The sequence below is a fragment of the Streptomyces sp. NBC_01669 genome, assembly GCF_026339735.1.
GTDB lineage: Bacteria > Actinomycetota > Actinomycetes > Streptomycetales > Streptomycetaceae > Streptomyces > Streptomyces yanii.
Map to the genome: position 1 here is coordinate 3,647,811 of NZ_JAPEQG010000001.1, position 18,648 is coordinate 3,666,458.

General features: G+C 71.2%; 19 protein-coding genes. 10 read left to right on the top strand and 9 right to left on the bottom strand.

Annotated elements, in window-relative coordinates:
• Positions 1-10: 10 nt before the first annotated feature.
• From OG972_RS16005 to OG972_RS16015, 3 genes are read right to left on the bottom strand one after another with little or no spacing between them, the layout of a single operon-like run.
• Positions 11-1,219 (bottom strand): thiolase family protein, encoded by a 1,209-nt coding sequence (locus tag OG972_RS16005; protein ID WP_266982153.1) that lies wholly within the window; start codon positions 1,217-1,219, stop codon positions 11-13.
• Positions 1,216-1,863, bottom strand: coding sequence for a CoA transferase subunit B (locus OG972_RS16010; protein ID WP_266982155.1), 648 nt, complete (start codon positions 1,861-1,863; stop codon positions 1,216-1,218). The genes OG972_RS16005 and OG972_RS16010 overlap by 4 nt, the downstream gene beginning before the upstream one ends.
• The gene (locus OG972_RS16015) at positions 1,863-2,621 is read right to left on the bottom strand and encodes a CoA transferase subunit A (RefSeq protein ID WP_266982157.1); all 759 of its coding nucleotides are present in this window, start codon (positions 2,619-2,621) and stop codon (positions 1,863-1,865) included. The genes OG972_RS16010 and OG972_RS16015 overlap by 1 nt, the downstream gene beginning before the upstream one ends.
• Positions 2,622-2,854: 233 nt before the next feature.
• Between OG972_RS16015 and OG972_RS16020 the strand changes: the two genes are divergently transcribed.
• Positions 2,855-3,334 carry a MarR family winged helix-turn-helix transcriptional regulator gene (locus OG972_RS16020; protein ID WP_266982159.1) on the top strand — a complete coding sequence of 160 codons (480 nt, stop codon included), beginning with the start codon at positions 2,855-2,857 and terminating at the stop codon, positions 3,332-3,334.
• 243 nt (positions 3,335-3,577) lie between these two features.
• Positions 3,578-6,835, top strand: a complete 3,258-nt coding sequence (locus OG972_RS16025) for a tetratricopeptide repeat protein (RefSeq protein WP_266982161.1) — start codon at positions 3,578-3,580, stop codon at positions 6,833-6,835.
• 85 nt (positions 6,836-6,920) lie between these two features.
• Here OG972_RS16025 and OG972_RS16030 read toward each other — a convergent pair whose 3' ends face one another.
• Together OG972_RS16030 and mca are read right to left on the bottom strand one after the other, a co-directional pair.
• Entirely contained in the window at positions 6,921-7,160 is a 240-nt protein-coding gene (locus OG972_RS16030) for a hypothetical protein (protein ID WP_266982163.1), read from the bottom strand.
• Between the two features lies 1 nt (position 7,161).
• A complete protein-coding gene (mca, locus tag OG972_RS16035; protein ID WP_266982165.1) occupies positions 7,162-8,043 on the bottom strand; it encodes a mycothiol conjugate amidase Mca in 882 nt (293 codons plus the stop codon).
• 153 nt (positions 8,044-8,196) lie between these two features.
• Between mca and OG972_RS16040 the strand changes: the two genes are divergently transcribed.
• Together OG972_RS16040 and greA are read left to right on the top strand one after the other, a co-directional pair.
• Positions 8,197-8,613 carry a DUF4307 domain-containing protein gene (locus tag OG972_RS16040; protein WP_266982166.1) on the top strand — a complete coding sequence of 139 codons (417 nt, stop codon included), beginning with the start codon at positions 8,197-8,199 and terminating at the stop codon, positions 8,611-8,613.
• A gap of 203 nt (positions 8,614-8,816) precedes the next feature.
• Positions 8,817-9,314, top strand: coding sequence for a transcription elongation factor GreA (greA, locus tag OG972_RS16045; RefSeq protein WP_037688517.1), 498 nt, complete (start codon positions 8,817-8,819; stop codon positions 9,312-9,314).
• A gap of 69 nt (positions 9,315-9,383) precedes the next feature.
• Here the strand turns inward: greA and OG972_RS16050 are convergent, their stop codons facing one another.
• The 3 genes from OG972_RS16050 to ilvA form a co-directional block, all read right to left on the bottom strand.
• Positions 9,384-10,235: an ABC transporter permease gene (locus OG972_RS16050; protein ID WP_266982168.1), complete on the bottom strand. Its 852-nt coding sequence runs from the start codon at positions 10,233-10,235 to the stop codon at positions 9,384-9,386.
• Entirely contained in the window at positions 10,232-11,254 is a 1,023-nt protein-coding gene (locus tag OG972_RS16055; RefSeq protein ID WP_266982170.1) for an ATP-binding cassette domain-containing protein, read from the bottom strand. The genes OG972_RS16050 and OG972_RS16055 overlap by 4 nt, the downstream gene beginning before the upstream one ends.
• Positions 11,255-11,347: 93 nt before the next feature.
• The gene (gene ilvA, locus OG972_RS16060; protein WP_266982172.1) at positions 11,348-12,577 is read right to left on the bottom strand and encodes a threonine ammonia-lyase; all 1,230 of its coding nucleotides are present in this window, start codon (positions 12,575-12,577) and stop codon (positions 11,348-11,350) included.
• Positions 12,578-12,734: 157 nt separating this feature from the next.
• On the opposite strand from ilvA, the gene OG972_RS16065 reads away from it, so the two are divergent.
• The 4 genes from OG972_RS16065 to OG972_RS16080 all read left to right on the top strand — a co-directional run bounded on the left by OG972_RS16065 (position 12,735) and on the right by OG972_RS16080 (position 14,307).
• Entirely contained in the window at positions 12,735-13,256 is a 522-nt protein-coding gene (locus OG972_RS16065; protein WP_266982174.1) for a MarR family winged helix-turn-helix transcriptional regulator, read from the top strand.
• Positions 13,257-13,318: 62 nt separating this feature from the next.
• The gene (locus tag OG972_RS16070; RefSeq protein ID WP_266982176.1) at positions 13,319-13,804 is read left to right on the top strand and encodes a sigma factor-like helix-turn-helix DNA-binding protein; all 486 of its coding nucleotides are present in this window, start codon (positions 13,319-13,321) and stop codon (positions 13,802-13,804) included.
• Positions 13,801-14,052: a hypothetical protein gene (locus OG972_RS16075; RefSeq protein WP_266982177.1), complete on the top strand. Its 252-nt coding sequence runs from the start codon at positions 13,801-13,803 to the stop codon at positions 14,050-14,052. The genes OG972_RS16070 and OG972_RS16075 overlap by 4 nt, the downstream gene beginning before the upstream one ends.
• A gap of 63 nt (positions 14,053-14,115) precedes the next feature.
• Positions 14,116-14,307, top strand: a complete 192-nt coding sequence (locus OG972_RS16080) for a DUF1059 domain-containing protein (protein ID WP_037688500.1) — start codon at positions 14,116-14,118, stop codon at positions 14,305-14,307.
• 217 nt (positions 14,308-14,524) lie between these two features.
• Here OG972_RS16080 and OG972_RS16085 read toward each other — a convergent pair whose 3' ends face one another.
• Positions 14,525-15,670, bottom strand: coding sequence for a cystathionine gamma-synthase (locus tag OG972_RS16085; RefSeq protein WP_266982180.1), 1,146 nt, complete (start codon positions 15,668-15,670; stop codon positions 14,525-14,527).
• 67 nt (positions 15,671-15,737) lie between these two features.
• Here OG972_RS16085 and OG972_RS16090 point away from each other — a divergent pair, with 67 nt between their 5' ends.
• The gene (locus tag OG972_RS16090; RefSeq protein WP_266982182.1) at positions 15,738-16,841 is read left to right on the top strand and encodes a hypothetical protein; all 1,104 of its coding nucleotides are present in this window, start codon (positions 15,738-15,740) and stop codon (positions 16,839-16,841) included.
• Positions 16,842-17,037: 196 nt separating this feature from the next.
• The gene (locus OG972_RS16095) at positions 17,038-18,627 is read left to right on the top strand and encodes a M48 family metallopeptidase (protein WP_266982184.1); all 1,590 of its coding nucleotides are present in this window, start codon (positions 17,038-17,040) and stop codon (positions 18,625-18,627) included.
• Positions 18,628-18,648 lie beyond the last annotated feature (21 nt).

Consider the following 18,648-nt stretch of genomic DNA (forward strand, 5'->3'; position numbering starts at 1 on the left):
AGCGCTCGGGTCAGCGCTCAAGGACGAGGGCGAGGCCTTGGCCGACGCCGATGCACAGGCTTGCCGCACCGACGCCCGAGCCCGCGGCGGCGAGCTGGTGGGCGACAGCTCCGGCGAGGCGGGCGCCGGAGGCACCCAGCGGGTGCCCGATGGCGATCGCGCCGCCGCGCGGGTTGAGGATCGCGGGGTCGAACTCGGGCCATTCGGCGACACAGCCCAGCACCTGGGCGGCGAAGGCCTCGTTGAGCTCCAGCACCGACAGGTCGGTGAAGGTGCGACCGGCCCGGGCCAGCGCCCGCTCGACCGCTTCGACGGGGCCCAGACCGAAGTAGTGCGGGTCGACCGCGGTGACGGCGGTGGCGCTGATCCGGGCCAGCGGCTCACGGCCGCAGGCCTTCAGGCCGTCCTCGTCGACCAGCAGGAGGGCGGCGGCGCCGTCGTTGAGCGGGGAGGCGTTGCCGGCGGTGACCGTGCCGCCGTCGGTGCGGAAGGAGGGCCTGAGCTTGGCCATGGCCTCCAGGGAGGCGTCCGGGCGGACGCACTCGTCGCGGTCGAAGAGCACCGGCTCGCCCTTGCGCTGCGGGACCGGCACCGGTACGACCTCCGCGTCGTACAGCCCGTCCTTCCATGCCGCTGCGGCCTTGGCGTGGCTGGAGAGGGCGTACGCGTCCTGCTGCTCGCGGGTGATCCGGTGCTTGTCGGCGATCAGCTCCGCGCTCTCGCCCAACGGGATGGTCCACTGCGGCTCCATCGCCGGGTTGACCATCCGCCAGCCGAGGGTGGTGGAGTACAGCTCGGCGTGCCCGGCCGGGAAGGGCCGGTCGCTCTTGGACAGTACGTAGGGGGCGCGGGTCATCGACTCGACTCCGCCGGCCAGGGCGACCGAGGCGTCGCCGACCGCGATGGCCCGCGCGGCCTGGACGACGGCCTCGAGGCCGGAGGCACACAGCCGGTTGACCGTGACCCCGGGCACGGAGGTCGGCAGGCCGGCCAGCAGCACCGCCATCCGCGCCACGTTGCGGTTCTCCTCGCCGGCGCCGTTGGCGTTGCCGAAGAAGACGTCGTCGATCCGCGCCGGGTCGAGGCCGGGGGTGCGCTGGAGCAGCGACCGGATGGCATGGGCGGCCAGGTCGTCCGGGCGCACCGAGGCCAGCGCGCCGTTGTACTTGCCGACGGGGGTGCGTACCGCGTCGACGATGTAGACATCGCGCCCGTTCATCGTGCCGCCTCAGCTGTCGTACGGATGGTGGCCCCCGTCTTTTCCTGTAGTTCCTGCGCGGTGACGCCGGGGGCGGTCTCCACCAGGACGAGGCCGTCGTCGGTGACGTCGAGGACGCCGAGGTCGGTGATGATCCGGTCCACGCACTGCTTGCCGGTCAGCGGCAGGGAACACTCCTGCACGATCTTGGGGCTGCCGTCCTTGGCGGTGTGCGTCATCAGGACGATCACCCGGCGGGCCCCGTGCACCAGGTCCATCGCCCCGCCGATCCCCTTGATCATCTTTCCGGGGATCGCCCAGTTGGCCAGATCGCCCCGGGCAGACACCTGCATGGCGCCAAGGACGGCCGCGTCGATGTGTCCGCCGCGGATCATCCCGAACGACAGCGCCGAGTCGAAGAACGACGCGCCGGGCAGCACCGTGACGGTCTCCTTGCCCGCGTTGATCAGGTCCGGGTCCACGTCGTTCTCGGCCGGGTACGGGCCCACGCCGAGGATCCCGTTCTCCGACTCCAGCACCACCTCCACCCCTGCGGGCAGGTGGTTGGGGATCAGCGTCGGCAGGCCGATGCCGAGGTTGACGTAGCTGCCGTCCTGCAGTTCCCGCGCGGCGCGGGCGGCCATCTCGTCCCTGTTCCAGGCCATTACGCGCTCACCGTCATCTTCTCGATCAGCTTCTGTGCCGCCTGCTGCGGGGTCAGGGCGACGACGCGCTGGACGAAGATGCCCGGCAGGTGCACGGCGTCCGGGTCGATCTCCCCGGGCTCGACCAGTTCCTCGACCTCGGCGATCGTGATCCGTCCCGCCATCGCTGCCAGCGGGTTGAAGTTCCGCGACGACTTGGCGAAGACGAGGTTGCCCTCACGGTCTCCCTTGGCCGCCCGGACCAGGGCGAAGTCCGTGGTGATGCCCTGCTCCAGCACGTACTCGCGCCCGTCGAAGGTGCGGACCTCCTTCGGCGGCGAGGCCAGTGCCACGCCCCCCGCCCCGTCGTAGCGCCAGGGCAGTCCGCCCTCGGCGACCTGCGTGCCCACTCCGGCCGGGGTGTAGAAAGCCGGTATGCCGCAGCCGCCGGCCCGCAGCCGTTCGGCCAGCGTGCCCTGCGGAATCAGCTCCACCTCCAGCTCGCCGGCCAGGTACTGCCGGGCGAACTCCTTGTTCTCCCCGACGTACGAACCCGTCACCCGGGCGATCCGGCCTGCCGACAGCAGCACCGCCAGCCCGGACTCCATGGCCCCGCAGTTGTTCGACACGACGCCCAGCCGGCCGGCCCCGGCCGCGTACACGGCCTGGATCAGTACGTCCGGCACGCCGCTCAGCCCGAATCCACCCACCGCGAGCGTCGCGCCGTCACCGACGTCCGCCACCGCGTCCGCCGCCGAGGCGACGACCTTGTTGCTCATCCGTCCGTCCGTTCCCGAATCGCTCAGTGCACTGAGTATTTTTGATGCGTCGGTCAACTTGCCACCCCGCCCCGCCGGCGTCAAGGAACGTAGAGAATTCAGAGGTGGCCGGGGAGAGACTGGCGGAAGTCGACGGGTACTGTTCCGTGCAATGAGGAAAATGTGGAGGCTGCCGCGCTCCAGGAGACGGGGACCGTCCGGCCGACGCAGCACCGGCATGTGAGGAAGAGGGCATGGACGCCGTCGATCTGGGCACGCACCCCGGGCATCTGGCCCGGCGTCTTCAGCAGGCGCACACCCTGCTGTGGAACGCGATGGTCTCGGAGGAGACCACCTCGCCGCAGTACGCCGTTCTGAACGCCTTGGTGGAGAAACCCGGCATCGACCAGCGCACGCTCGGTGAACTCGTGCACCTCGACCGGTCCACGATCGCGGAACTGGTGGCCCGGCTGACCCGGCGCGGGCTGATGGAGCGCGCGCGCGATCCGCTCGACGGGCGGCGCAACGTGCTGAAGCTGAGTGACGAGGGCGTCCGGCTGCACCGCAGGCTGACCACGCGGGCGGTCCGGATGAACCATGTCTTCCTGGCGCCGCTCGCGCCGCAGGAGCAGGTCGCCTTCCTCGATCTGATGAACCGGGTGGCGGACGCGGCCGAGGACCTCCGCAACGCCGAGCAGGCCGTCCGCGCCCCCCGCAAGGCAGGGACCGCCTGAGAGCCTGTCGCAGGGGAACGCGAGGACGCGGGCCGGCAGCAGCTCGGCTCGCGTCCCGTTCGGCGGCACTCGAACACGAGCCGGGTCACCGCGGGCAGCAAGATTTCGCCCCACCAGGTATCCGGGCTCGCCGGCTGAGCGCAACGGCTGTTCGGGTCCTGCCACTTGCCCCTCGTGCTCTCTCGCGCTCAGCCGCCCCACGCAGGACACTGTCCCGAACAGGGCTCTCGGAGGGGGACGGACATGCGGGACAGCCACCGGGCTGAAGCCGAACGGCTGTTGGTACGCGCCGTGGAGGAGGAAGTACGCCGTTCGGGGGGCAGGGCCGACGCGGGTGCGCTGACGGCGCGCGGGCGGGCGGCGCTCGACTCGCTGGCGGCGAGCGCGGCCGAGGAGTACGCCGCGTACACGCAGGCGCTCGATGCGATGGAGGCCGGGCAGAAACCCCTGTCGCAGCAGTTCAGCAAGGCGGCGATGGGAACTCCCCTGCTGGTCACGGTGGTTGCCGCGGCAGCGGCGTTCGGCGCCGATCTCGCGTTCGGTACGGCGGCGGGGCCGGCGCTCGGCGCGGGCGCCGTCGTCGCCGTCGCGGGCGCCGCGGCCACCGTCGTCAAGGTGACCGCCTCGCACTGGCCCGCCGCCCACCGGCACGCGGGTGCGGCGGGCCAGCCCGGCGGGCCCGAACAGCTGCGGCTGCAGTGGCTGGCGGCGCTGGAGGTGCGGGGCATCCGCCCGTTCCTGGACCAGCAGCGGATGCTGAGCGCGTCGTCCCGTACGCCGAAGAAGAAGGCCGCCGCCGTCGTGCCGCAACTGCGCGGCGGTGACCGCAGTGCGGCGGCGCGCAGGCGGTCGCTGCTCGACCAGTCCTTCGGGCATCTGCCCGCCCCCGACGGCCCGTTCGCCGGTCGCCGGGCCGAGCTGGCGCAGATCGCCCAGTGGGTGCACGCGGCCCGCGCGTCGACGGAGACCAAGCCGACCGTCGTCGTCCTGCACGGCACGCCCGGCTCCGGGCGCACGGCACTCGCGGTGCGGGCGGCGCACGAGCTGAAGGACCAGTTCCGGGGCGCGTGCGTGGTGGATCTGCGTTCCGATGTCACCGGCGAGAACCCGCTGCCGACCCGCGACGCGCTGCTGCACCTGCTGAACCGGCTCGGCGCGCCGCGCGAACAGCTGCTGTTCCGGGATGGGGTCTCCCCTGATCGAGCGGAGTCGGGATCCCGGGGCAGGTCCTCCGCCGAGCAGCAGGTGCGACGGCTCAGCGAGCTCTACCACCAGCATCTGACCGGTACGCCCGTGACGATCGTCCTCGACGACGCCGGCGACCCGGCGCAGGTCCGTACGCTCATACCGGAGCGCTCCGACAGCCTGGTTCTCGTCACCGCCCGCGCCCCTCTCGACCTGCCTGCCGACATTCCGGCGTGGGTGCATCAGCTGCCCGTGGGCCCGCTGGACGCGGCGGGTGCGGAGGAGCTGCTGCGCGTGTCGGCGCAGGAGGAGGAGCAGGGGCCGTACGACTCCCAGTCGACGGACGCGATCGCCGAGCTGTGCGGTGGGCTGCCGCTGGCGCTGCGGGTCGCGGGTTCCTCGCTCGGGCCGCGTACCCGCACGGCGCTGGCCGCCGAACTCGCCGCGTACGGTCCCGTCGCGCCCGTCGAACGGGCTCTGTGGCTGCGCTACACCGACCAGTCCGAGCAGGCGCGGAGGCTGCTGCGCCGGCTCGCGCTGGCCGGGCGCGCCAGCCTGGGCGCGGCGGCGGCCGCGGCGCTGCTGTCCGCCGAGGAACAGGAGGCGCAGTCGCTGCTGACGGCCCTGTCCCGGGCCGGGCTGCTCGACCATGTGCGGGGTACGCGCTACCGGCTGCACGATCTCGTACGGGGTTTCGCCCTGGCCCGGCTGCGCGACGAGGAGGAGGCGGCGGACCGTACCGCCGCGCAGGAGCGGCTGATCCACAACTATGCGGAGCTCGCCGGTGCGGTGATCCGGATGGTGGACGGGAAGATGTCCACCCGGGCGGGGCAGTTCGGTTCGCACGGGTTCGGCTCGCTGGACGCGGCACTGCACTGGCTGGACGACGAGTCGAGCTTCATCACCTCCGCGCTGCGGCATGCGGAGGGCGTCGACCAGGGGGCCGTGCTGGACCTGCTGGGCGCACTGTGTGACTACTGCCTGCTGCGCGGCGACCTCTACCGCCTGGGTGAGATCAGCGAGCTGACGCAGGCCGTCGACAAGGGGCTGCTGGAACGGTCGGTCCAGTGGCGTACGGGCATCGCGGCCCGGCAGCTCGGCGAGCTGGACAAGGCCCGCACCACGCTGTCCTCGGTCGTCGGTCTCTACCGCGAGGCGCAGAACGACGCGGGCACGGCGCTGGCGCTCTGCTCGCTCGGCATCACCCTGCACCACCAGGGCAACCTCACCGAGGCGTCGGCGCGGCTGCGCGAGGCGATCGCACTGCAGTCCTCCGACGGACAGGCCGAGGACCGGGCGTGGTCGCTGCACGCCCTGGCCGCCGTCGAGCGCGACCGGGCGAACCTGGCGGAGGCCCTGACCCTCCTCGACGCGGCGCTGACCCTGCACCGGGAGGGCGAGTCGCTGCACGGCGAGGCGTGGACACAGTTCCAGCTGGGCCAGGTGCTGCTGAGGATGGGCGATGTGCCCGGGGCCGAGGAAACGCTGCGTACGGCCCTGGACCTGTACGGCCGCACCCGTGACGAGCGCGGCGAGGCGTGGGCGCTGACCCAGCTGGCCCGCGCCCGGCTGCTCGACGGCGACCCGGACCCGGCAGTCGACGAGTTGCGCCGGGCGCTCTCCCGCCACCGTGACAACGAGGACGCGCGCGGTGAGGCCTGGACGCTGTACTACCTGGGCCAGGCGCTGGAGGAGGCGGGCGACACCGACCAGGCGGTGCGGGAGCTGGAGCGGTCGCGCACGATGTTCTCCCGGATGCGGGACGTCTACGGGCTGGCGTGTGCCCGGCACCACTCGGGCCGGGTCACCCGCGACCAGCGGGCCGCCCGGACCGGCAATCTGCGCAACTCCGGTTTCGCCCGTCAGCTCCTGGCCGACGCCCGGGCCGACTTCCGGCGCATCGGCGTCGCCCACGGCGAGGCGTGGACGTGTCTGGAACTGGCCCTGGTCGACGCGGGGAACAACCGGGCGGCCCAGGCGCTCGCGCTGTGCGACGAGGCGGTGGAGCTGTTCGACTCGTACGGCGACACGCGGGGCGCCGACTGGGCCCGCTTCCTGCGCTGCACTCTGCTGCCGTACGCGTCGGCGGGCGGCACGGAGGTGGGCACCGTGGTGGCCCAGCAGGAACTCGCCGACCTGCTCGGGGCCGGGCACCCGAACCGCGACAGCAAGCTGGTGGACTGCGCGGAGGCGTTCACCGTGGTCCTGAACCGCGGGATCGACCTGGAGGACGGCTGGCAGGCCTGGCGCCTGGGCATGACCCCGACCCGCCGCGCCCGGGAAATCATGGGCGTACCGGTGGGGGCGAGGTCGTAGGACACGGCCCCGCGCTCCTGGCCGGGCGCACCCGCATACGCCGGACGGGCACCGTCACGCCCGTCCGGCGAGTGAGGACGAGGCGCTACCGGGCGCGCCCGGCCCCGTTCCCCGAAGCCTCGGCGGCCGCCGGCACCGCATCCGGATCCGGCGCCTCCTCGAAGTTCACCTTGCCCATGTGCCGGTTCATGGACTTCATCAGCAGCCACACGCCCACCGCGAGCGCCGCGAAGACGAGGAAGCCGAGGACGCCGGGTGTCACCTTGTTCTTGTCGAATTCCTCGGCGAGAGGAACGACGTGGGTCAGTGCCTGGGTCGCGTACATATCAGGCATTGTCGCGGATGCCCGCGAAGAGGTCGCTCTCGGGGAGGGAGGTATCGACGAGAGACTTCGCCAGCTCGTACTCCTCGGTCGGCCAGACCTCCCGCTGGATGTCCATCGGCACCCGGAACCAGCCGCCGTCCGGGTCGATCTGCGTGGCGTGCGCGATCAGCGCCTTGTCCCGGATCTCGAAGAACTCCGCGCACGGAACGTGCGTGGTCAGCGTCCGCTCGACGCGCTCGAACTCCTTCCAGCGCTCCAGCCACTCGCCGTAGGGCGACTCCAGGCCGCGGGCGAGCAGCGCCTCGTGCAGCGCCACCGTGCGCGGACGGTTGAAGCCCTGGTTGTAGTAGAGCTTCTGCGGCTGCCAGGCGGGGCCGAACTCGGTCTCGGGGAACGTCTCGGTGTCCGCGGCGCCCTCGAACGCGATCATCGTGATCGTGTGGGTCATGATGTGGTCGGGGTGCGGGTAGCCGCCGTTCTCGTCGTACGTGGTGATGACCTGCGGCCGGAACGCGCGGATGGAGCGGACGAGACGCCCCGCCGCCTTCTCCTCGTCCTCCAGGGCGAAGCAGCCCTCGGGCAGCGGGGGCAGCGGGTCGCCCTCGGGCAGCCCCGAGTCGACGAAGCCGAGCCACTCCTGCTTGACGCCCAGGATCTCCCGGGCCTCGTCCATCTCCTTCTTCCGTACCTCGTGGATGTGCTCCTCGATGTACGGGTCGCCCTGGAGTTTCGGGTTGAGGATGGAGCCGCGTTCGCCTCCCGTGCAGGTCACAACCAGCACGTCCACCCCCTCGGACACATACTTGGCCATGGTGGCCGCGCCCTTGCTCGACTCGTCGTCGGGGTGGGCGTGGACGGCCATCAGTCGAAGCTGCTCAGTCAAGACTCGATCCTCAGTGATTCGGCCGCCACCGAGTGGTGCCGTCCCGGAGGGACGTCGGTGTGGGGCGGCGGTCGGGTGGCGGGTGAGAGGCTTCTATAGTGACCGAACCGGGGGGCGGAAAATTCCTCGATCCCCGGCACGGGAGGAACGATCATGGCTGCGGTGCGTGAAGCACTTCCGGAGGGCCGCTACGGGCGCTCCGCGGACGAGCGCGCGGACCGCAAGCTCAAGATCATCGGCTCGGTGCTGGGCGTCGCGCTGCTCGGCGTGGTCGGCTGGATCGGTTACGACTACGTGGCAGGCCAGGGCATCAGCGCCGAGGTGATCAAGTTCAGGATCGCTTCGGACGACCGGGTCGACATCCACCTCGAGGTGCGCAAGGACCGGGACGCGAAGGGGTACTGCACGCTCCGCTCCCAGCAGGTGGACGGCAGCGACGTGGCACGGAAGGACATCCGCTTCGACGACCGTTCCGCCCGGATCGACCGGATCGTCTCGTTGCGCACGACCTCCCGGGCGACCAGCGTCGAGCTGCTGGGCTGCACGGTTGACGGCGGGTCGTCGAACTGACCGGAACGGACCTGCTCTGACCTGCGATTATCGCCGCTGACCTGCGTTGATGCGGTCATAGCGGTTTACCTTCTCCCCCTTTTCCTGGGGAATTGTTAGGCTCGTGGTTTCGCCCACCCGTGGAGGCACATGCTTCTGGGTAGGGCGATGCTTTGTATTCCCAGTACCGACGCTTGAATATCCAGTACCGACTAGGAGCACCTGTGACCCAGACCAGCGAAAACGTCACCTGGCTCACGCAGGAGGCGTACAACCAGCTCAAGGCCGAGCTGGAGTACCTGTCTGGTCCCGCGCGCACGGAGATCGCCGTCAAGATCGCGGCGGCCCGTGAGGAGGGTGACCTCCGGGAGAACGGCGGGTACCACGCGGCCAAGGAGGAGCAGGGCAAGATGGAGTTGCGGGTGCGCCAGCTCACCCAGCTCCTGGAGCATGCGAAGGTCGGCGAGGCCCCCGCCGACGACGGCGTGGTCGAGCCCGGCATGGTCGTCACCATCGCGTTCGACGGTGACCCCGACGACACCATGACGTTCCTGCTCGCCTCCCGCGAGTACGCGAGCGCGGACATCGAGACGTACTCTCCGCAGTCTCCGCTCGGTACCGGCGTGAACGGCAAGAAGATGGGCGAGGACGCCGAGTACGAGCTGCCGAACGGCAAGCGGGCCTCGGTGAAGATCCTCGCGGCGAAGCCCTACTCGGGCTGAGCCGGCCACCGGACACGGCAGAACACCAGGAAGCCCCGGCCGCCGACGGCCGGGGCTTCCTGGTGTTCCTCAGGCGGTCGAGCGGTACTTGCGGACCGCGAGGGTCCGGAAGACCACGATGATCAGCACGGACCAGATCAGCGAGGCCCAGACGGCATGCTGCATCGGCCAGGCGTCGGACGGGGAGACGCCCGGGTTCCCGAAGAGCTCGCGGCAGGCCTGGACGGTCGCGCTGAACGGGTTCCATTCGGCGACCGGCTGGAGCCAGCTCGCCATGTTCTCGGTGGGCACGAAGGCGTTCGAGATGAACGTGACCGGGAAGAGCCAGATGAGACCGCCCGACGTGGCCGCCTCGGGGGTGCGGACCGACAGACCGATCAGCGCCCCGATCCAGGAGAAGGCGTATCCCAGCAGGAGCAGCAGCGCGAAGCCGCCGAGCACCTTGCCGACGTTCTCATCGGTGCGCCAGCCGACCAGCAGGGCGACGACCGCGAGAACGACCAGGGTGAGCGTCGTCTGGACGAGGTCGGCGAGCGTACGGCCGGTGAGGACCGCGCCGCGCGCCATCGGCAGCGAGCGGAACCGGTCGATGAGGCCCTTGTGCATGTCGTCCGCGATGCCCGCACCGGCGCCCGCGGTGGCGAAGGTCACGGTCTGCGCGAAGATGCCCGCCATCAGGAAGTTGCGGTAGTCGCTGGGGCTGGTGGAACCGCCGATCATCATGGAGCCGCCGAAGACGTAGCTGAACAGCACCACGAACATGATCGGCTGGATCAGCCCGAAGATCACCATCTCCGGGATCCGGGTCATCCGGATCAGATTCCGCTTGGCGACGACGAGGGAGTCGCGGACCGACCCGCCGATGCCGCCGCCCGCCCTGGGGGCTGCCGCGAGGTGCGGCGTGTCCGTCGTGGCAGTCACTTGCTGACCTCCTGTCCGGCCTTCCTGCCGGTCTGCGCGCCGGGACCCGGGACCGTCCCGTTCTCGTCGGTCTCCGGCGCCTCGGCGACATGGCCGGTGAGCGAGAGGAACACGTCGTCGAGGGTCGGGCGGCGCAGTCCGATGTCGTCGATCTCGACCCCGCGGGTGTCGAGATCACGGATGATCTCGGCGAGCAGCTTGGCGCCGCCGAAGACCGGGACCGTCAGTTTGCGGGTGTGCTGGGCGACGGTGACCTCGCCCTTGCCGAGGTTGGTGAGGACGGCGCGGGCCGGATCGATCTGGTCGGGATGGTGGACCACGACCTCGACGCGCTCGCCGCCGGTCCTGGCCTTCAGTTCGTCGGAGGTGCCGCGGGCGATGACGAGGCCGTGGTCGATGACACAGATGTTGTGCGCCAGATGGTCGGCCTCCTCCAGATACTGCGTGGTCAGCAGCAGCGTGGTGCCGCCTGCGACGAGCTCCTCGATGACCTCCCACAGCTGCTGCCGGTTGCGCGGGTCGAGTCCGGTCGTCGGCTCGTCCATGAACATCACCGGCGGGGAGACGACGAGCGCCGCCGCCAGGTCGAGGCGGCGGCGCATACCGCCGGAGTACGTCTTCGCGGGGCGGTCGGCCGCGTCCGCGAGGTTGAACCGCTCCAGCAGCTGCACCGCGCGGGCCTTCGCGTCGCGACTGCTCATCTGGTAGAGCTGACCGACCATCTGCAGGTTCTCGCGGCCGGTCAGATACTCGTCGACCGCGGCGAACTGGCCGGAGAGGCCGATCGAGCGGCGTACCTCGTTGGGTTTCTTCAGCACGTCGATGCCTGCCACGACGGCCCGGCCGCTGTCGGGTTTGAGCAGCGTCGTGAGGACACGCACGGCAGTCGTCTTGCCTGCGCCGTTGGGACCGAGGAGGCCCAGGACCGTGCCCTCCGGCACGTCGAGATCAACACCGCCGAGTGCTCGTACATCGCCGAAGGTCTTCACCAGACCTTCGGCGTAGATGGCGCCTGGCATACGGGATTCCCCCAGAGCGTTTGTAGACTTCCTCGACAGATCCTAGGTTTGCGCGCCTCTCCCCGCCCGGGGAACGCCCAATCCGACGGCGTGTCAGTCCGTCACCAGGTAGCCCGCACCACGCAGCTCCGCGGTGACCTCCTCGCAGTGCTCGGGACCCTTGGTCTCCAGATGCAGGTCGACCTCCGCCTCGGTGAGTCCGAGCCGCGGATCGGTCCGCACATGGCCGATGTCGAGGATGTTCGCGTCGGCGACGGTCAGCACGGAGAGCAGCGTGGCCAGTGCCCCCGGGCGGTCCGTGAGCCGGACCCGCAGGCTGAGATAGCGGCCGGCGGTCGCCATGCCGTGGGTGAGGATGCGCTGCATCAGCAGCGGGTCGACATTGCCGCCCGACAGCAGGGCGACAACCGGTCCGCGGAACGACTCCGGGTCGCTCAGCAGCGCCGCCACCGGGCTCGCCCCCGCCGGTTCGACGACCAGCTTCGCCCGCTCCAGGCAGAGCAGCAGCGCGCTGGAGAGTTCGGCCTCGGAGACCGTGCGGACCTCGTCGACCAGCTCCCGGACGAGCTCGAACGGTACGTCGCCGGGGCGCCCCACCTTGATGCCGTCCGCCATCGTCTGGAGCGAGCCGATCGCCACCGGATGGCCGGCGGCGAGCGACGGCGGGTAGCAGGCGGCGCCCGCCGCCTGGACTCCGACGATCCGCACGTCCGGCCGGATCGCCTTCACGGCCACGGCGATGCCCGCGGCGAGTCCGCCGCCGCCGATCCCGACGACGATGGTGCGGACCTCCGGGCACTGTTCGAGGATCTCCAGGCCCACGGTGCCCTGCCCGGCGATGATGTCCGGGTGGTCGAAGGGGTGGATGAAGACCGCGCCGGTCTCCTGGGCGTACTCCTCGGCGGCGGCGAGGGTCTCGTCGACGACGTGGCCGTGCAGCCGGACCTCGGCGCCGTACTCGCGGGTCGCGGCGACCTTCGGCAGCGGCGCCCCGACCGGCATGAAGACCGTTGAGCGTACGCCGAGCAGCGCAGACGCGAGTGCGACACCCTGCGCATGGTTTCCGGCGCTTGCGGCGACGACTCCGGCCGCGCGCTCGACCGGGGAGAGGCCGGCGATCCGCACGTACGCGCCGCGCAGCTTGAACGAGCCGGTCCGCTGCAGGTTCTCGCACTTGAAGTGGACCGGCGCGCCGACCAGCCCGGACAGGTGACGGCTGCCCTCCATCGGGGTCATCCGGGCCACGCCGGAGAGCATCTTCCGTGCGCCGCGGACGTCGTCGAGGATCACTGGGGGAAACGGGTGTGGCGTACGGAAGTTCATAACCACAAGTCTTGCAGCTGGACGCGGGGCCGGACGCCGTGCTGGTGCCGTCCTGCGTCGTTGTTCGCAGGTTTGTGCAGCACTGGTACACGTTGCCCCGTGGCCGCGTACTCTGTCCCCCACCCATCCGAACACCGCACGAAGAGAGCCCCCGGCCATGCCCCCTCAGGACATGACGACTGCTGCGTCTCCTTCCGGGGGCGCCACCCCCGACTCCCCGGGTCCCGACCACCTCCTCGATGTTCTGCAGCACCAGGTGGCCGTCTTCGCCCGCCGTGCCGAGCAGACCCGCCTCGGCGGTGTCGGCCAGGTCCGCAATTCCATGGACCGGGCGGCGTACCTGCTGCTGAACCGACTGGACCGGGAAGGCCCGATGGGCGTCAAGGCGCTGGCCGCGGGCATGGGGATCGACTCCTCGACCGTGACCCGTCAGGTCGCGCCGCTCGTCGACACCGGTCTGGTCAAGCGGACCTCGCATCCGGAGGACGGCCGCGCGGTCGTGCTTCAGCTGTCGCCGCGCGGACATGCGCGGCTGGACGAGGTGCGTGCGTCGCGGCGGGAGCTGATGTCGCAGGTGACGGGGGAATGGACGGCGGAGGAGCGCGAGACGTTCTGCACGCTGCTGACCCGGTTCAACGCGGCGCTGGCTGCGCGGCAGCACCAGCCCGCGAGCGGCTGAGGACTGGAATATGCCTGTACGACCTCTTGACCCGGGGACCTTCCCGGCGCTCCGATGTGGGTGTGCGAGAGCGGCAGGCAGGACTTCAGCGGCGGCGCGCCCAGGAGTTCGAGGCCTTTGTGGCGGGCGCCGCGGGCCGACTGCTGCATACCGCCACCCTGCTCACCGCCGAGCCGACGGGCGCGAACGAACGGGCGCAGCGGCTGCTGACCGCCGCCCTGGCCCGCACGTACGCGGCCTGGGACGGGCTGCACGGTGAGGATCCGTACGACCGCACCCGGCAGGAGCTGGCCATCCGGTTCGCCCATGAGGCGTGGCGGCACCATCGGCCGCGCGGTGGGCTGTTGGATCCGCTGACCCCGCGGGAGCGGCTGGTTCTCGTGCTGCGGCTGTACGAGGGGGTCGCGGAGGAGCAGACCGCCGCGTTGCTGGGGCTTCCGGTGGACCGGGTCCGGGCGCTCTGCAACCGGTCGGTGGCCACGATGCGCGGCACCCGCAGGCCCACGGCGCGGCGGCTGCCCGTACGGCTGCTGGGGGCGGGGCCATGAGCCGTCAGGGCCAGAAGGAGGAGCAGGTCCGGCGGATGCTGGACGTGCCGCATCCGCAGGTCCCCGCCGATCTGGCGGAGCGGGCGGCGGAGCAGGGCGGCCGGATGCTGCGGCGGCGCCGTGCGCTCCGTGCGCTGGTGGTGTTCGTGCTGTGCGTGGCGGTGGTCGCGTTCACGGTGTGGGTGATGATCGCCGAGCCCTGGCACGTGCCGCCCGCGGAGACGACCCCGCCCCTGGACGGGGTGTAGAGCCCGATTCCTGCGGATTTATCCTGGATGTGACGGCATGCCGCACGAGCCGAGGAGACCGTCATGACCCGGAAGATCGCTGACTGCCGCAAGCACCCGAGCGTCACGAACTGCTCGCTCACCATCGCCGGTGAGGAGGAGGAAGTGGTGCGAGCCGCGACGGAACACGCGGTCTCCGTCCACGAACACGCCGACAGCCCGGAGCTGCGGGAGCAGATCCGGGCGTCGCTGGAGGACGAGAAGGTCGACGCCTGACCCCCAGGACGCCGGGCGGGCGGGACGAGCGCCTGCCCGCCCGGTTCTGTGCCGCCGGACTCCCTGGGCCTCCCTTTGGGATCACGCCAGGCTCGCGGGCCCCGGCACGCACATTGCCGCGTTGCCGTCGGTCACCGACGCTCCGCGTCGCCTCCCCCTCCGCCTTGCAGCCGCGCGCACCGGACCCCGCTCCCCGATCCGGTCCGAAAGAAAGGCCCTATCCGAGCGCCTGCGTCAGGTCGGCCATCAGGTCGTCCGCGGACTCGATGCCGACGGAGAGGCGGACCAGATCGGCCGGTACCTCCAGGGCGGAGCCGGCCACGGAGGCGTGCGTCATCCGGCCCGGGTGCTCCACCAGCGACTCGACGCCACCGAGCGACTCACCGAGCGTGAAGAGCTTGGCCCGGTTGCAGACCTCGACCGCTGCCTCCTCGCCGCCCTGGACCCGGAAGGAGACCATGCCGCCGAACGCCTTCATCTGCTTGGCGGCGATCTCGTGTCCCGGGTGCTCCGGCAGCCCCGGGTAGAGGACCTGGGTGACCTTGGGGTGCCGGGTCAGCAGCTCGGCGACCTTGGCCGCGTTCTCGCTGTGCCGGTCCATCCGGACGGGCAGCGTCTTGATGCCACGCAGCACCAGCCAGGAGTCGAACGGTCCGGCGACCGCGCCCATCGCGTTCTGGTGGTACGCCAGTTCCTCGCCGAGCTCCGCGTCGGCGGCGATCAGCGCACCGCCGACGACGTCGGAGTGGCCGCCCATGTACTTGGTCAGGGAGTGCACGACGACGTCCGCGCCGAGTGCGATCGGCTGCTGCAGGTAAGGGCTGGCGAAGGTGTTGTCGACGACCAGCCGGGCTCCCGCGGTGCGCGCCACGTCCGCGACCGCGGCGATGTCGGTGATGCCGAGCAGCGGGTTGGACGGCGTCTCGACCCAGATGACCTTCGTACGGTCGTTGACCGCGGCCCGGACCGCCGCCGGGTCCGAGGTGTCCGCGACGGAGTAGTCGACGCCCCACCGCTGGACGACCTTGGCGAAGAGCCGGAAGGTGCCGCCGTAGGCGTCGTTCGGGATGACGACATGGGCGCCGGGGTGGAGCAGCGTGCGGAGCAGGCAGTCCTCCGCCGCGAGCCCGGACGCGAAGGCGAGACCGCGGCGGCCGCCCTCGATGGCCGCGAGGTTCTCCTCCAGCGCCGTGCGCGTCGGGTTGGCGCTGCGGCTGTATTCGTAGCCGCCGCGCAGTCCGCCGACGCCGTCCTGCTTGTACGTGGACACCTGATAGATGGGCGGAACAACGGCGCCGGTGAGGGGATCGGCGGTGTTGCCCGCGTGGATCGCGAGGGTCTCGAAGCTGTGCTGATCGCTCATGGGGCCCGAGCGTAGTTCGTCACAGGGGTGATCCACGGCCACTGCGCCGTCCGGTGACAATGGGCGCATGGAGATTCTCTGGTTCCTGATCGCGCTGTGCATGCTCGCCGCGGTCCTCGGCCCCTTCGTGCTGCGTCGCCGCTCCGGTATCCGCCAGGTCGCGCCCGGCTCCCCGGACGCCGCCGACCCGGACACTTACGGCTTCGTGCGCCAGGAGGAGCTGGACATCCGGATGCCGGGCCCCGACCAGGACCTCCTCGATGTCCTCGATGTCGTGCAGCGCACCCAGGACTGGCGCGCCGCCGCTCAGTTGCTGGCGGGGACGCCGAAGGAGGGTGAGGTGCGGTGGCAGCGCGTGCAGGCGTTCGCCGGTGCCGCCTCCCTGGAGCTGATGCAGGCGCCCGGGGTCGGTGGCGCGTGGCTGCGGTCGTGGCGCGCCCAGTCGCCGAAGGACGCGGGTGGGGCCGCGGTGCACGCCGAGTTCCTGGTCCAGCAGGCATGGCGGTCGTCGTCCGCGGGGACGGACGACTTCCGGATCATCCTGGAGGAAGCCCGTACGGTCTGCGGCGAGGCGGCCCTGCTGGCGCCCGGCGACCCGGTCCCGTACATCGTCGAGCTGGCCGTCGCGCGTGGACTCGGCTACTCCCACGAGCAGTTCGACCAGCTCTGGGCGAAGATCATCGACCGCGCTCCGGCGCACATGGGCGCGCACATCGCCGCGCTGCACTTCTGGTGCGAGAAGTGGCACGGCTCCCGCGAGGAGGCCGAGCGGTTCGCGACGTCCGCCGCGGCCCGCGCCCCGCAGGGTTCGCTGCTGGCCGCGTTGCCGCTGTTCGCGGTGTACGAGCATCTGCCCGAGGTCAATCTGGTGCAGGGCTTCTACCGGGGCGTCGTGGTGACGAAGGCCGTCGAGGGTGCCTTGTTCGCGGTGCACGCGGCGCGCCCCGACGACCCGATGCTCGCCCATGTCCGTCATCTGCTGGTGTTGTTCCTGGTCCGGATGGAACGCTGGGCGGAGGCGATGCACCAGCTCGTCCACATCGACGGGCACGTGGGTGCGCTGCCGTGGACGCAGAACCCCGACCCGGCCGCCGAGTACACGGTCTACCGGGCGCTGGCGGTCGCCGGATACGAGGCGAACGGCGGCAGCCCGGCGACGCTGCCGCGGTAAGGGGGCCGGTTCCACCGCTGGTCAGCCCTTGTTCCACCGCTGGTCAGCCCTCGTTCCGCCGCCGGCTCCGGCTCTCGCCGAACCACGTTGCCGCATCCGCCCGCGGTAGGACATACTCCGGTTCCCCCCACAACCCGCACCGCCCCGGCTCTGCCGTTCGCCATACGTTTCTCATTCCCGTGGGGGGAATCGCCCGATGGGCCCATCTCTGCGTGCCGCGCGCGCCCTTGTCCTGCTCGCCGGCTTCTATCTGCTGAGCGTCGTCCTGCTCGTCGCCCTCGGCGCCCTCGACTGGGCGGCGTTCGCGTGGACGACGGGAAGCGTCGCCACGAAGCTGTTCGTCCTCAGCGTCGTGCTGGCCGTCCCGATCGTGCGGGGCATGTTCATGCTGCGCACGCCGAAGGACGAGGGCCTGGCCGGACTTCCGGTCGACGACACCCACGAACCCCGGCTCTGGGCCACCGTCCGTGACATCGCGCAGCAGGTCGGCACCCGCGCGCCCGACGAGATCGTGCTCACCGGCGATGTGAACGCCGCGGTCAGCGAGGACGCCAGGTTCCTCGGCCTGGTCGGCGGCAGGCGCCGGCTCTATCTCGGCCTGCCCCTGATGACCGGCCTGTCCCAGGCCCAGCTGCGTTCCGTACTCGCCCATGAGATGGGCCACTACGGCAACTCCGACACCCGCCTCACCGCGATCACCGCGCGCGGCCGCATCCAGGTGATGCGCACCATCGCCCACTTCCAGGAGCGGGCGGGCAAAACCGTCGCCAAGGAGCAGGCGCGCCAGGAGAAGAAGGCGGCGAAGGCCCTCGCCAAGGGCAAGAAGGCCAAGGAGATCGACACCGGCGGCGCGGGTGTCACGTACCGCGCGATGGCGGCGATCTACACGGCGTACGCGAAGTTCTACATGCGTGCCACGCTCTCCGGAGCCCGCCGCGAAGAGCTCGCGGCCGATGTCGCCGCGGCCCGGATCGCGGGCCGTGACGCGACCGCGTCCGCCCTGCGCGAGCTCCCGGCCCTCGACGCCGCCCACGGCTTCTACATGAACGCGTACGCCACGCTCGGCGTCGAGGCAGGAATGCTGCCGCTGCCCGGCCAGGTCCTCGGAGGCGTACGGCATCTGTTGGCCGCCCGCCAGGACGAGCTGGACGAGATGCGCGGCTCCCTGCCGACCGAGCCGTCCTCCCCGTACGACTCGCATCCGCCGATCGCGGAGCGCGTCGCCCGGATAGAGGCGCTGCCGGACGACGGGCGTGCGTCGGAGCCGGTGGAACCGTCTCTGGCCCTGCTCGCCGATCCCGAGCGGGCCCTCGCCGCCGTCGAACAGGCAGTCCTCACACCCGAGGCGCTGGGGCTGCGCCGGGCCGACTGGCCGGAGCTGGTGCACGAGTCGATGGCGTCGTACACCGAACGGTCGGCGCAGGGGTTCGGCGCGGTGGTCGCCGAGGCGACCGGCAGCGACGGCTCGCTCTCCGCCACGCTCGACGCGATCGACGCGGGTGCGCTGTGGCAGATCGCCGACCGGCTGCCCAAGTCCGAGGAGGCCGCCGCGGCGACCGGCCGGGCGGCCCGCGAGTTCGCCAGGCCCCGGCTGCGGTCCGGCCTGTCGCAGCTGGTCAGCAACGAGTGCGTACGGCAGGGACGGGCCCGCTGGCAGCTGTCCTGGTCCGACTCCGCCACGCTGGAGCTGCCGCACGGGTACGCGCAGGAACTCCCCGCGGCGCTGGACGCCGCCGTGGCGGACATCCCGGACACCGAACCGCTGCGCAAACTGCTCACCCCGTGACCTCCCTGCATCCTCCCGGAT